The organism is Streptomyces sp. NPDC002680 (assembly GCF_042889145.1).
GTDB classification, from domain to species: Bacteria; Actinomycetota; Actinomycetes; order Streptomycetales; family Streptomycetaceae; genus Streptomyces; species Streptomyces adonidis.
In genome coordinates this window covers 287,241-301,106 of sequence record NZ_JBIAQP010000003.1, presented here as the reverse complement: position 1 = coordinate 301,106, position 13,866 = coordinate 287,241, and the positions used below count along the sequence as shown (strand labels likewise).

General features: G+C 69.0%; 11 protein-coding genes. 4 read left to right on the top strand and 7 right to left on the bottom strand.

What is annotated here, in order from left to right; translation table 11 throughout:
• Window positions 1-53 precede the first annotated feature (53 nt).
• The 4 genes from rsmG (at window position 54) to ACFYXF_RS11005 (ending at window position 4,216) form a co-directional block, all read left to right on the top strand.
• Window positions 54-770: a 16S rRNA (guanine(527)-N(7))-methyltransferase RsmG gene (rsmG, locus tag ACFYXF_RS11020; RefSeq protein WP_235476827.1), complete on the top strand. Its 717-nt coding sequence runs from the start codon at window positions 54-56 to the stop codon at window positions 768-770.
• Between the two features lie 323 nt (window positions 771-1,093).
• Window positions 1,094-2,167, top strand: coding sequence for an AAA family ATPase (locus ACFYXF_RS11015; RefSeq protein WP_369029266.1), 1,074 nt, complete (start codon window positions 1,094-1,096; stop codon window positions 2,165-2,167).
• Complete coding sequence (locus tag ACFYXF_RS11010; protein ID WP_389349234.1) at window positions 2,164-3,267, top strand: ParB/RepB/Spo0J family partition protein; 1,104 nt, start codon at window positions 2,164-2,166, stop codon at window positions 3,265-3,267. Before ACFYXF_RS11015 ends, ACFYXF_RS11010 begins: the two co-directional genes overlap by 4 nt.
• A 331-nt stretch (window positions 3,268-3,598) precedes the next feature.
• On the top strand, window positions 3,599-4,216 hold the full coding sequence (locus ACFYXF_RS11005; RefSeq protein WP_369029135.1) for a GNAT family N-acetyltransferase: 618 nt from the start codon (window positions 3,599-3,601) through the stop codon (window positions 4,214-4,216).
• A gap of 81 nt (window positions 4,217-4,297) precedes the next feature.
• Here the strand turns inward: ACFYXF_RS11005 and trxA are convergent, their stop codons facing one another.
• The 7 genes from trxA to ACFYXF_RS10970 form a co-directional block, all read right to left on the bottom strand.
• Window positions 4,298-4,630, bottom strand: a complete 333-nt coding sequence (gene trxA / locus ACFYXF_RS11000; RefSeq protein ID WP_037754283.1) for a thioredoxin — start codon at window positions 4,628-4,630, stop codon at window positions 4,298-4,300.
• A gap of 42 nt (window positions 4,631-4,672) precedes the next feature.
• Window positions 4,673-5,644, bottom strand: coding sequence for a thioredoxin-disulfide reductase (gene trxB / locus ACFYXF_RS10995; RefSeq protein WP_369029133.1), 972 nt, complete (start codon window positions 5,642-5,644; stop codon window positions 4,673-4,675).
• 168 nt (window positions 5,645-5,812) lie between these two features.
• Window positions 5,813-6,613, bottom strand: coding sequence for an anti-sigma factor family protein (locus ACFYXF_RS10990; protein ID WP_389349233.1), 801 nt, complete (start codon window positions 6,611-6,613; stop codon window positions 5,813-5,815).
• Window positions 6,610-7,320: an RNA polymerase sigma factor SigM gene (gene sigM / locus ACFYXF_RS10985; RefSeq protein WP_235476833.1), complete on the bottom strand. Its 711-nt coding sequence runs from the start codon at window positions 7,318-7,320 to the stop codon at window positions 6,610-6,612. Before sigM ends, ACFYXF_RS10990 begins: the two co-directional genes overlap by 4 nt.
• 23 nt (window positions 7,321-7,343) lie before the next feature.
• Window positions 7,344-9,041, bottom strand: a complete 1,698-nt coding sequence (locus ACFYXF_RS10980) for a protein kinase family protein (RefSeq protein ID WP_389349232.1) — start codon at window positions 9,039-9,041, stop codon at window positions 7,344-7,346.
• A 116-nt stretch (window positions 9,042-9,157) separates the two neighbouring features.
• On the bottom strand, window positions 9,158-11,419 hold the full coding sequence (gene murJ, locus ACFYXF_RS10975; protein WP_389349231.1) for a murein biosynthesis integral membrane protein MurJ: 2,262 nt from the start codon (window positions 11,417-11,419) through the stop codon (window positions 9,158-9,160).
• A gap of 47 nt (window positions 11,420-11,466) precedes the next feature.
• Window positions 11,467-13,848 (bottom strand): DUF6049 family protein, encoded by a 2,382-nt coding sequence (locus ACFYXF_RS10970; protein WP_389349230.1) that lies wholly within the window; start codon window positions 13,846-13,848, stop codon window positions 11,467-11,469.
• Window positions 13,849-13,866: the final 18 nt, after the last annotated feature.

Genomic DNA, 13,866 nt, shown 5'->3' with positions numbered 1-13,866 from the left:
GTCCTGGTGATCAGCGCCCAGTGCGCTCATGCGGTACGGAAGGACGGTCCCCCGTGACGGAGGCAGCGGAGCTTCCCCCGGCGCCCGAGGAGGCGCGCGAGGTGTTCGGCGATCGCTTCGCGGACGCGGTCCGATACGCGGAGCTGCTCGCCGAGGCGGGTGTGCAGCGCGGTCTGATCGGGCCGCGTGAGGTGCCCCGCCTGTGGGAGCGGCATCTGTTGAACTGTGCGGTGCTCTCGGAGGTCGTGCCCGAGAACGTGACGGTGTGCGATGTCGGCTCGGGTGCCGGTCTGCCCGGTATTCCGCTGGCGCTGGTCCGGGAGGACCTGAAGATCACGCTGCTCGAACCCCTGCTGCGCCGGACCAACTTCCTCTCCGAGGTCGTCGAGCTGCTGGGCCTGGACCATGTGACGGTCGTCCGTGGGCGTGCCGAGGAGGTCATGGGGTCGCTGCAGCCTGTCCATGTGGTGACGGCGCGTGCCGTGGCTCCGTTGGACCGTCTGGCCACCTGGGGCATCCCGCTGCTGCGTCCGTACGGGGAGATGCTCGCGCTCAAGGGGGACACGGCGGAGGAGGAGCTGAAGGCTTCGGCCACCGCGCTGAGCAAGCTCGGGGCGGTCGAGACGTCCATCCTGCATGTGGGTGAGGGCGTGGTGGATCCGCTGTCCACCGTTGTGCGGGTCGTGGTCGGGGAGAGTCCTGGCGGAGTGCGGTTCGCGGCGAAGCGTGCCAAGGCTGCTCGGACGGGACGGACCCGGCGTCGGCGTTGAGGGTGTCGGGGCTGAGGGTGTCGGCTCCGAGTCGGGAGTTTTTCGTCACGTTCGTTGATCCGCCCTGACGACGAGCCTTACTCCACACAAGCTGCCAAACCTATACATCTCGGAGTGTCGCGCCACCGTGGCTCTCGCGGCTAGGCATCTTGTTTCACGTGAAACGTCGCTCACTGCTGCACGGCATCATCAGCCGCGGCCGGGCCGCGGCCGCTCCCCGCGACCGAAAGCCGCTCCGTTCACTCGGAGAGGTAACGGAGTTGTCCACAGAGGTGGATTTCTCCACAGAACACCAGGCCTCACTGGTTCACGACCCCGAAGACATGGCAGGCTCTGTTCATTGCGAGCCTGAAGTCGAGGAGAGTGAATCCTTGCGGTCCAACGCCAACATCGCGGGACCGATGACCGATCCGGTCCCCGGTCCCCGAACCGAGTCGATTGGGGAGGATGTTTCACGTGAAACACCGCCCCCGATGGACGACACTCCCATCGGTCGTGCTGCCCAATTGGCGGTGGAGGCTCTGGGGCGGGCCGGCGAAGGCCTGCCACGGCCGGAGCAGACCCGCGTCATGGTGGTCGCCAACCAGAAGGGCGGGGTGGGGAAGACGACAACAACCGTCAACCTTGCCGCCTCGCTGGCCCTGCACGGGGCTCGCGTTCTGGTCGTGGACCTCGACCCTCAGGGCAACGCTTCCACGGCACTGGGGATCGACCATCACGCCGATGTTCCTTCCATCTATGACGTGTTGATCGACAGCAAGCCACTCTCGGAAGTCGTTCAGCCGGTCCCCGATGTCGAGGGCCTCTTCTGTGCACCCGCCACCATCGATCTCGCCGGTGCGGAGATCGAGCTGGTGTCACTGGTCGCACGAGAGAGCCGGCTTGAGCGAGCGATCCAGGCGTATGAGCAGCCTCTGGACTACATCCTCATCGACTGCCCTCCCTCGCTCGGTCTGCTGACGGTCAACGCCCTGGTCGCCGGTGCCGAGGTCCTCATCCCGATCCAGTGCGAGTACTACGCGCTGGAGGGCTTGGGCCAGCTGCTGCGCAACGTCGATCTGGTTCGGGGTCACCTCAACCCGGACCTGCATGTCTCGACGATCCTGCTCACCATGTACGACGGGCGGACGCGCCTTGCGTCTCAGGTCGCGGACGAGGTGCGCAACCACTTCGGCGACGAGGTGCTGCGGACGAGCATCCCGCGCTCGGTCCGTATTTCCGAGGCACCGAGCTATGGACAGACGGTGCTCACCTACGATCCAGGATCGAGCGGTGCCCTGTCCTACCTTGAGGCAGCCCGGGAAATCGCGCTGAAGGGTGTCGGCGTCAGCTATGACGCGCAGCACGCCCACATCGGCGCACAGAGCGAACAGAGCATCGTGGAGGGGATCCAGTGAGCGAGCGACGGAGGGGGTTGGGCCGTGGTCTCGGCGCACTGATCCCTGCTGCACCGACCGGAGACAGGCCGACGCCACCGGCGATGGGGGGTGGTGCCGCCTCCACTTCACCGGCTGCGGTACCCGTACTCACCGCCGAGCGCGGAGTGGCCGCGGCGAAGGTGGCCACGCTGCCGCCTGTTTCACGTGAAACAGAGGACTTCTCCTCGAACGAATTCGGGGAGACACCGGCGCCGCCCATCGGCGCTCACTTCGCCGAACTGCCCCTCGACTACATCACGCCGAACCCCAGGCAGCCTCGTGATGTGTTCGACGAGGACGCGCTGGCGGAGCTGGTCACCTCCATCAAGGAGGTCGGTCTCCTCCAGCCCGTCGTCGTACGGCAGGTGGGTCCCGCCCGCTACGAGCTGATCATGGGCGAGCGGCGCTGGCGGGCCTGCCGTGAAGCGGGCCTTGAGGCGATCCCCGCGATCGTGCGGGCCACGGAGGACGAGAAGCTCCTCCTGGACGCGCTGCTGGAGAACCTCCACCGGGCTCAGCTGAACCCGCTGGAAGAGGCGGCCGCCTACGACCAGTTGCTGCAGGACTTCCACTGCACGCACGATCAGCTGGCGGACCGGATCGGCCGTTCGCGTCCGCAGGTCTCCAACACCCTGCGGCTGCTGAAGCTCTCGCCGGCGGTCCAGCGCCGTGTCGCCGCCGGAGTCCTCTCCGCCGGACACGCGCGGGCGCTTCTCTCCGTGGACGACTCGGAGGAGCAGGACCGGCTGGCCCACCGGATCGTGGCCGAGGGACTCTCGGTGCGGGCTGTCGAGGAGATCGTGACCCTGATGGGCTCGCGGCCGAAGGCGGCCGCGCGTTCCAAGGGGCCGCGGGCCGGAGCCCTGGTGTCTCCCGCACTGACCGAGCTGGCGGGCCGTCTCTCGGACCGTTTCGAGACGCGGGTGAAGGTCGACCTGGGGCAGAAGAAGGGGAAGATCACGGTCGAGTTCGCCTCGATGGAAGACCTTGAGCGCATCCTCAGCTCCCTCGCCCCGGGCGAGGGGCCGGTCCTTCAGAAGAGCCTTCTGGACGACGACTCCGAGGACACGGAGGACTGAGTCCTCGGCCGGCCGGGCGGATTTCCGCTCATTCGGCGGTCGGAGCGGGGTGTGTTCCGGTGTCTACCGGAACACACCCCGCTCTTTGCTTTCAGGCGGTATCGATGCAATCGCTTCGTGGATACGATGCGTTCGGGTATGGCGCATCCACCTGGCAGCACCTCTGAGTTGAGGAGGCGGGGGTCATGCGAACGGTGAACCGCACCGGACTGGTGAGCGCGGGTCTGGGACTGGGCGCCGTCGGCGGGTTCGTCGGCAGTCTGCTCAGGGAACGGAGCGCTCTGACAGCCGCCCGCGACGCTGCGGGCGAGGGAAGCGAGGAACAGCCTTCATGGGGCGTCGGCTCGTACCGCTCACGCTGGACAACCTTCAGGACCTTCCCAAGCGCTGTCGCGCGTGTGTCTTCTGGGAACTGGATCCCGTCAGCGGGGAAGCCGCGGTAAAGGCGGGCACACCGGCGCTGGAGAAGGAGGCGTGGATCTCGGCGGTCCTGCTCGACTGGGGCTCCTGCGGTCGTGTCGTCTACGTCGACGACAACCCGGTGGGGTTCGTGCTCTACGCCCCTCCGGCTTACGTCCCCCGTGCCACGGCGTTCCCCACGAGCCCGGTCTCGCCGGACGCGGTGCAGCTGATGACCGCGTTCATCATGCCGGGCTATCAGGGGCAGGGACTGGGGCGCGTGATGGTGCAGACGGTCGCCAAGGACCTTCTACGGCGGGGCTTCAGGGCCATCGAGGCCTTCGGGGACGCCCGTTGGAAGGAGACGGCCTGCGTCCTGCCCGCTGACCATCTGCTCGCTGTGGGCTTCAAGACGGTGCGGCCCCATCCAGTGCACCCTCGCCTCCGGTTGGAGCTGCGGACGACGCTCTCCTGGAAGGAAGACGTGGAGTTGGCGATCGACCGGCTGCTGGGAGCCGTACAGAAGGAGCCGGTGCTTCGGCCGCTCTAGGCGCTGGGGAAAAGACGAGTGGGCCGGTCCTTGCGGACCGGCCCACTGATGTTTCACGTGAAACATCGGCTGCTGCGTCGACTACTCGGCGATGAAGTCCTCAAGGTCACGCACGATCGCGGCCTTCGGCTTGGCACCGACGATGGTCTTGGCGACCTCGCCACCCTGGTAGACGTTCAGGGTCGGGATGGACATCACGCCGTACTTGGCGGCCGTACCCGGGTTCTCGTCGATGTTGAGCTTGACAACCTCGATCTTGTCGCCGTACTCGGCGGCGATCGCCTCAAGGGACGGCGCGATCTGGCGGCACGGTCCGCACCAGGCGGCCCAGAAGTCCACCAGGACGGGCTTGTCGCTCTTGAGGACGTCCTCGTCGAAGGAGTCGTCGGTCACGTTCTTCAGGGTGCCGGCCACAGGGGGCTCCTTAACTCGATGCTGCGGTGGGGCGGATGGGGGTCAGACAGAGGTCTTCTCGGGCTCGGCCTGCTCCTCGTTGTCCGCCAGAGCGGCGAGGAAGCGCTCGGCGTCCAGAGCCGAGGAGCAGCCGGTGCCAGAGGCGGTGATCGCCTGGCGGTAGGTGTGGTCGACCACGTCACCGGCGCCGAAGACACCACTCAGGTTGGTCCGGGTCGAGGGAGCCTCGACCTTCAGGTAGCCCTCTTCGTCGAGATCCAGCTGGCCCTTGAAGAGCTCGGTGCGCGGGTCGTGGCCGATCGCGATGAACAGGCCGGTCACGGCCAGGTCGGACAGCTCGCCGGTCTTCAGGTTGCGCAGTTTCAGGCCGGAGAGCTTCGGGTCGCCCTGGATCTCGGCGACCTCGCTGTCCCAGACGAAGCGGATCTTCGGGTCGGCGAAGGCGCGCTCCTGCATCGCCTTGGAGGCGCGCAGGGTGTCCCGGCGGTGGACGATCGTCACCGACTTGGCGAAGCGGGAGAGGAAGGTCGCCTCCTCCATCGCGGTGTCGCCGCCGCCGATCACGGCGATGTCCTGGTCCTTGAAGAAGAACCCGTCACACGTCGCACACCAGGAGACACCGCGGCCGGACAGTGCGTCCTCGTTCGGCAGGCCGAGCTTGCGGTGCTGCGAGCCGGTCGCGACGATGACGGCCTTCGCCCGGTGCACGGTGCCCGCGGTGTCCGTGACGGTCTTGATGTCACCCGTGAGGTCGACGGAGACGATGTCGTCCGCGACGAGTTCGGCGCCGAAGCGCTCGGACTGGGCCCGCATGTTGTCCATCAGGTCGGGGCCCATGATGCCGTCCTGGAAGCCGGGGAAGTTCTCGACCTCGGTGGTGTTCATGAGCGCACCGCCGGCTGTGACAGCGCCCTCGAAGACCAACGGCTTCAGCGACGCGCGTGCGGTATAGAGCGCCGCTGTGTAGCCGGCGGGCCCTGAGCCGATGATGATCACGTTACGGACGTCGCTCACGGCGTGTTTCCTCGTTTCTGGACGGCTTCGTCGACCGGTGGGAGCCTCTCTCAGAACTCTCACCCCACCCAACGGATCCTACGGGGCCCGCATTCCCGCTGTGTCCGGGCACACAAGGGCGCCGCTTGGTACGGGATACATGGGAGGGCTGGGTCGAAGCATCCGCGCTCAGCGAAGCGCGTAGGACTGCGTCAGCAGAACCTCTCCAGGAACCGACGGCCGCTTCACACAGGCCGAGTCGACGACGTAGGCCGTGACGCGGGTGGTGTCCTTCGCTGCGGGCAGCACGACGAGATATGCGTTCGTGCCGTCGTAGGAGCCCAGCTTGACGCCGAGGATGGGTGTGTCGCCGCGGCCGATGCCGTTGGAGACGCAGGGGGGGACCGATGGAACGATCTTGACCCTGGGGTTGCCCGTGTCCATCCCCGTGATTTCGCGGTTTGTCTTGACGCCCTGGTCCTTGAGGATCTGAGCGACCTGGGTCTCGACCTTCTTCCCGGAGAACGTGCTCGCGGCCTCGGTTTGATTGGTGTCATCGCCCAGCGACGACACCAGCAGGGAGCCGAGCCCCAGCGCGGCCGCAGTGAAAACGGTGCTCAGGACAATGGTCCGGCGTCGACCGCGTCGCGCACGGTCCTTCCGCCCCGGTCCGGTGGCCGCGTGAGCGTGACCCGCGGGACGGTCTGCGAGCCGGTCGGCGGGAGCCGATGTTTCACGTGAAACATCGGCCTCGGCTGCGAGGGCGGCGTCGATACGGTCGGCGATGTCGTCGGGCATGCGCGCAGGGGCCGGCAGGGTGCCGAGGAGCCCGCGGAGCTCCTCCAGGGAGGCGTACACGTCGGCGCAGAGGACACACTCGTCCAGATGCCGTTGCACGTCCGCTGTCTGGGACGGTGTGAGCAGGCCTTCGGTGAGGTCGGAGATCTCCGTGACGTCCGGGTGCCCGGCCGTGTCGGTCGTGGATGTCACGCTCGCCCACCTCCGCCCTTCACAGCAGCTGAATCGCTTGGCCCTGCATCCGTTGGTCCCGCTGCGGGTGGGACGGATGTCCCCGACGCCCGGTTCCGTCCGTCACCCGATTCCTTGCCGTCACCGGCGTTTTCCGGCCGCAGATGGGTGAGCAGCGGCAGCAGTCTGGCTCTGCCCCGGGCGCAGCGGCTCTTCACCGTGCCGGTGGGCACGTCCAGGACGCGGGCGGCCTCCGCGACCGGGTAGCCCTGCATGTCCACGAGGACGAGGGCGGCGCGCTGGTCGGGCGGGAGGGTGCCGAGGGCTTCGATGAGCTGGCGGTGCAGGTCGTTGCGTTCGGCCGGGGCCGACGCGGACTCGTGCGGTTCGAGCAGTTGCTCCAGCCGTTCGGTGTCGTCGACCGGTGAGGTCTTGCGGGAGGCGGCCTTGCGGGCGCGGTCCAGGCAGGCGTTCACCGTGATGCGGTGCAGCCACGTCGTGACGGCCGACTGGCCGCGGAAGGTGTGGGCGGCCCGGTAGGCGGAGACGAGGGCGTCCTGGACGGCGTCAGCGGCCTCCTCGCGGTCCCCCAGCGTCCGCAGGGCCACCGCCCAGAGTCGGTCACGGTGCCGCCGCACGATCTCACCGAAGGCGTCGGGGTCACCGTCGACATGGCGGGCGAGGAGGTCCTGATCGCTCGTCCCGTCGTACCCGTCACCTTCTGCCATCGGACCCCCTCTCCCTCTCAGCCTCAGCTGGTGACCTTGATGTCCGCCACCCGGCCGCGGTAGGTGCCTTCGTCCGTCAGCGGGAGCTTGGTCAGCCAGATCAGAAGGTAGCGGGACTTGACGGCCTTGTCCGGCGAGAGCGCGACACTCGTGCCGGAACCCTCCGCGACCTTGCTGTAGGCGTCGAAGGAGGTGGGCTCCGAACCTGAGTCGCTGGAGGCGGCGCGCAGTTCGACGGACGTGTCGCCCACGAAGGAGACGGTGACTTTCCCGACGTCCTGGACCTTGCCGAGGTCGAGGATTATCCCCAGGCCCGGCTTCAGGTTCCCGAAGTCGGCGCCCTTGTAGAAGTCCGTCTGCCAGTAGGTGCTGGAGCTGTTGTCGTACGTCTTGTCTATGTCCGACGGCTTCTCGGAGCCATCACCGAACGGGTCGAAGTCCCGGGCGCCGGCGATGGCGATCGGCGCGCTGGCGACCTTGCCCTTGTCACCGCTCTTGTCGCCGTCGTCCGTCGTCTGGGTCTGGTTCGTCTCGTCCGACTTGCCGCCCTGGTCCATGAGCGCGTCCGCGAGCTGCCAGCTCCCCAGGCCCAGCGCGGCGATCAGCAGCGCTGACACAGCCCACTTCAACGCCTTGCCGGTACGGCTCTGCAGCGGAGGCGGCGGGGTCGGCATGGGCTGGGTGACGCCCGGGCGGGGCGCCTGACGGCCGTACGAGCCCTGCTGGTACGTGGTGCGCTGGTACTCGGGCGGGGCCGTGAACACCGGCTCCGGCGGGCGGATGCGGGGCATCTCGCCGATCGCTTTGACCAGTTCCTCGGGTGTCGTGCACGCGGACTCGTGCCGTGAGGCGGTGGCGCCGTCGTTGGCGAGCGCGCGCATCGCGAGTTCCGACAGGCCGCGGTGGACTCCGGCCCGCACCTGGTCGGGCGCGATGAGGCCGACGCCCTTGGGCAGCCCGGACAGGCCGTACGCGTCGCTCTCGTAGGGCCAGCGCTGGGTGAGGGCGGCGTACAGCAGGGCGCCGATCGCCTCCGTGTCCGTGCGCTGCGGGGTGTCGGAAGTGATGCCGCGCAGCGCGGCGTTGACCGCGAGGCCGCGCACACGCCACTGGCCGGACGAACTCCGCAGGATGGTGCCCGGGGTCAGGCGCAGATGCGCGAGGCCCTCACGGTGGGCGGCAGCCATCGCAGAGGCGATCTGGCTGACCATCTGGTAGGCGTCGTGCGCCTCCAGTGGGCCGGCGGCCAGGAGCGCGGTCAGCTCCGTGGCGTCGGGCAGCCACTCGTGGACGACGTACACGAGGTCGTTCTCCTCGACGGCGTCGAGGACCTGCACGAAGCGTGGGTCGCCGAGCAGCGCCGAGGAGCGGGCCGCGGCCAGCACGGAACGCGCCCGTGAGTGGTCCGCGGGCAGGATGTGCACGCCGACGGCGCGACGAAGTTTCTCGTCGACCGCGCGCCAGCTGCTGAATCCGTCCAGACGGGTGACGCACTCCTCCAGGCGGTATCGCCTGGCGAGTTTGTGGCCGCTGTGCAGTTCGGGCGGTGAGGCCTTTTCGGGACTCTCGGTCCCGCCGCTCCCCTGTGCCTCGTCGTTCTCCGTGTCCCGCTCCCGGTTCTGGGCCACGCCGTCGGCCGTGGACTCGTCCGCCTGCGCGGTCAGCGGCTCGTCGCCGCTGTTGTCTGCCACGTCGACGGCAGCCGTGCTCCGTTCCGCCACCGTCGCTCCTGCCTCCCCATCCAATGCGAGCTTTCCGACGCCAAACCCAATTGTGCCCACAGTCCGCCGCTCTGCACGACACGCGGTGGCAGACGATGGTTGTGCTTGCCCTCGACTTACCGTCCCAGTCGCCCGCGCACCATACCCACCAACGAGTTGAGTTCTTCAATGCGCATGCGGCGGGCGGCCACGTAGAAGACGACGAGCAGGACGGCACCGCCGCCGAGCAGGGAGGCGAACGAGCCGCCGACGCCCTGTCCCAGAGTGTGGCCGATGCCGTAACAGGCCGCGCCGCTGAGCAGCGCGGCCGGTACCGAAGCGATGCCCAGCCGGGCGTACGTCCGCAGGACGCGGGTGCCGTCGAGGTCGCCGCCGAGCCGCTTGCGCAGCCGGTTCCAGGCGACGCCGACACCGATCGCGTACGCGAGGCCGTACGAGGCCGCCATGCCGACCACGGCCCAGCGGGACGGGAGTACGAAAAAGCAGAGGGCGGAGGCCGTCGCGTTGACGGCGGCCACGATCACCGTGTTGTAGAAGGGAGTGCGGGTGTCCTCGTACGCGTAGAAGGCGCGCAGGACGACGTACTGCACGGAGTAGGGGATCAGGCCGAGGGCGAAGGCCATCAGCATGAAGCCCATGTTGGTGGCCTCGGTGGTGCCCGAGGAGCCGAAGATCAGGGTGCACATCGGGATGCCGAGGGCCACGAAACCGAAGGCGATGGGCACGATCGCGACGGCGGTGGTGCGCAGGCCCTGGGAGATGTCGTCGCGGACCGCGCCGGCGTCGCCCTCGTGGGCCGAGCGGGCCAGCCGGGGCAGCAGGGCCGCCATCAGGGAGACCGTGATGATGGCCTGCGGCAGGCCCCAGACGAGCTGGGCGTTGGCGTAGGCCGCGAAGCCGGTGCCCTGGATCTTGGGGTTCTCGCCCGCGGCGGCGGTGGCCAGCTGGGTGACGACGAGGGCGCCCGCCTGGTTGGCGAGGACGAACAGGATCGTCCACTTGGCGAGCATCGCGGCCTTGCCGAGGCCGTGGCCCTTCCAGTCGAAGCGCAGCCGCATCCGGAAGCCGGTCTCGCGCAGATACGGGATCATCGCCAGGGCCTGTACGACGAGGCCGAGCAGTACGCCGATGCCGAGGAGCCGCTGGCCCTCCGGCGGGATGGTGGTGACCCCCATGCCGGAGTCCGCGGCGCTGCCGTACACCCAGATGAACATGCCGAGGGTCACGATGATGACGACGTTGTTCAGGACCGGCGTCCACATCATCGCGCCGAACTTGCCGCGCGCGTTGAGGATCTGGCCCATCACGACGTGGATGCCCATGAAGAAGATCGTGGGCAGGAAGTAGCGGGTGAAGGTGACGGCGACCTCGTTGGCGGCCGGGTCGTCGGCGATCTTCACCGAGAGGGCGCGCACCAGCAGCGGGGCCGCGAAGACCGCGAGTGCGGTGAGCGTGCCGAGGGCCACCATGACGAGGGTGAGAAGGCGGTTGGCGTATGCCTCTCCGCCGTCGTCGTCCTCCTTCATGGCGCGCACGAGCTGCGGCACGAAGACGGAGTTGAGGCCGCCGCCCACGGTCAGGATGTAGATCATAGTGGGCAGCTGGTAGGCGACCTGGAAGGAGTCGCCCAGCATGCCGAGGCCGAGGGCCGACACGATCAGCGCGGAGCGGACGAAGCCGGTGAGGCGGGAGACCATCGTGCCCGCCGCCATGACGGCGCTCGACTTCAGCAGCCCCGCGGCACGACCGCCCTTCTTGGGGGCCGCATGCGCGGAGGCGGGCGCTGTTTTGGGGGTGAGCTGCATCGTGGCGTCGGACGCCGGGGTCTGCGCCTGCGGCGTGGGGCCGTGGCCCGGGGCGGGCGAGGGGGACGGGCCGGGCACCGCCGGGGGCTCCAGGGGCTGCTGTCCGCCGCCCTGCTGCTGGTCCCGGAAGAGATGGGCGAAGGCGTCCGGCTCGTGCCGTTCCTCGCCGGCCTGGGTGACCAGGGCGTCGACGCCCACGTACTGGGTGGTGCGGGGGTCGTCGCCGTACGGCAGGTACTGCGTGGCTCCGTCCGGCTCGGGAGCCGGGGGCTGGGCCCAGACCTGGGGGTCGGGGGCGTACGGCGACTGGGCGGGCTGTCCGTAGAGCGGGGGCTGCGGCTGGTAAGTCCCGGGGGGCGGCGGGGGGTGCGCGGCGCGGTCGTAGAGCGCCTCGGCCACCGGGTCCTGGGCGGAGAGGTCCTGTGCCCGGTACGGATCCTGGGTGTAGGCGTCCTGGAGGTACATGTCCGCGGGGGGCTGCGCTGGCACCTGGCCGTGCTCGGGCGGCGGGCCCTCGGGGTAGCCCGGGTCGCCCGCGCCCTGACCGCGGTCACCGTCGTACGGCGCGTTCATGGTTACCCCACCTCATCGTTCACCGGGCCCACCGGCCACGACATCGCTCAACGGTCCACTCTCTCACCCGTCCCGGACGGGTCTGCGCTTTCCGGTGCGGTGTCCGGCGCCGGGTCACTCGGCTGCTCCGGGGCGTCTGCCCGCAACGCTGTGTCCGACTCCCCCTGAGGACGGTTATCGGGGCTGCCGTGGTTCTCGTCGTTCTTGTCGATGCCGTCGGTCTCGTCCGCGGCCTTGTCCTCGGGTCCGTCGCCGGACTCCTCGGTCCGGGCGGCGGCGCGCTTGCGCTGGGTGTACATGCGCAGGCCGGCGAGTACGAGCAGCAGGAAGCCGCCGCCGATGACCAGCATCACCATGGCCGTGAACTCGGTGACCTTCACGTCGAAGGTGACAGCGGGTCCGTACTTCTGGCCGTCCTTCGTGTACAGCTGGGCGATCACAGTGACAGGGCCGTTGGCGTTGGACGACGTGGTGAACTTCACCGACTGGCTGTGCCCGCCGGAGACCTCGACCGGATGCTCCTGGTAGTCCTCGTCACCGATCTTGAGCCGGGTCGGGTTGGTCGACGTGACCCGCAGTACGAGGTTGTCGACGGGCTGGACGAGGTTGTTCTGGACGGTCACCGGGATTGTGGCGCTGCCGCCGGAGAGCTTCGTCTCGGACTTCTTGATCAGCTTGACCTGGTCGGTCAGGACGTCGAGGTACGACTTCACGCCCTTGCGGAAGCTGTCCGCCGCGCCGGACCGGCCGCGCCACGAGGTGGCCATCTCCCGGTTGATGGCCCGCCCGAAGGGGGTCTCCACGCGGGTCCGGTCGGTGAGGATGATCTTGAAGTTGTCGAGCTTGTCCTGCGTCGTCGCGATCTGTGCGAAGGCCGCCTGGGGCAGCTGGTGCCTGCGCAGTGTCGCGGGGTACGAGGACGCCGAGGGCACCTTGGTGGTGGCGCCCGGGTCCGGCTTGGTGTCGGCCGTCGCGGTGAGTTCCTGCGACTCGGACCAGTTCGAGTTCTGCAGGGCGGTGACCGCCTCCGCCATCGTCTGGGCCTGGCTCGTGGACGGCATGCGCTGCGGGGCGACGACGACGGTGCGCTGCTTCTTGGCCTGCAGGGTGGTCGTCAGGCTCTGGGCGAGGAACTTCTGCACCGCGAGCGTGGAGCCGTCGGCGTTCGTCATGTCGCCCTGGAAGGCCGTGGACAGCCGGGCGTCCGCGACCACCGCCGTGGTGCCGCCGCCGATGGGGCGGGCGGCGGAGGGCGTGTACGGCAGGTCGCCGGTCTCCTTGAGGCTGTCGCTGCGCGCGATCACCTTGTCGGCGCCCGCCGAGGTGGCGATCTTGACGATCGACGGGTCGACGGCACCGTTCACCGGCCAGGCGAAGTCGGTGCTCGGGGTGACGTGGAGGATCGTCTCCACCGTGCTGGCGGCGACATCCGTGGCGCTCTTGAGGTGGCTCAGGGTGCCGGTGACGTTCTTGCCGTTGTGCGCGATGGAGGCGAGGTCGGGGTCCGCGAAGGGAAGGGCGACGACCTCCTTGCCCTCGACCGCGTCCTGGAGTTCGGCGAGCCACTGCTTGGCGACGGCCTGACCGGTGCCGGGCGTGGTGGTGCCGTCGGCGCCCCGGACGCCGTAGGTGCCGATCATCGCGTCGACGGAGGCCAGCAGGTCGGGGTCGATCACCCAGGTGACGTCGAGGTCCTTGCCCAGGGTGAGCAGCTGGTCCAGGCGGCCGCCCGGGGAGATCTCCGTGGTGAGGTCGTCGTTGAGGAAGACGGGCGTCTGCTGCTCGCCCGGGCCGGTCTCCGCCGTCATGTGGACCGTGGAGATCAGCGGCCACAGATATGTCGTCCGCGTCCTGGTGTCCGCCTCCTCGGGCTGCCACGGCAGGAACGTCCGCTGGATTCCGAGCACCTGCTCGTACGGTTCCGCGGCGGTCTCGCCGGACAGGGAGACGCCGAACTGGTAGACGCCGTCCTGGCCGAGGTCCAGCTTGTCGACCGGTACGGAGATGGTGAACGGCTGGGCGACGCCCGGAGTGAGCTTCGAGAACTCCTCGACGTACTTGCCGCCGATCTCCGTCCCGTCGGCTCCCGGTACGTAGTCGGTACGTGCGGCGACATCGTCGATCCCCGAGCGGGTGGTCAGCAGCTGCCCCACCCGCAGGTCCACGTGGGCGTCGGTGACGGTCCGCTTGCCCTTGTTGGTCACCGTGCCGGACACGGTCAGCGTGTCGCCGTCCGTGGGGGCGCTGGGGGTGAGGGTGTCGACGGAGACGACCACCGGGTCCGACCCGGCGGCGTACGCGGGCTGTCCGGCGGGGAGCTGGAGGAGACCGGCCAGCAGGGGCGCCCCCGTGAGCAGCACTCCGGCCCGCCGGAACCACCGGCGCGCGGGAGAGGGAGTCAGCCCCGGGAAGTCTGCCGGCTCGGCCACGCGTTCGCCCGTCCCTAG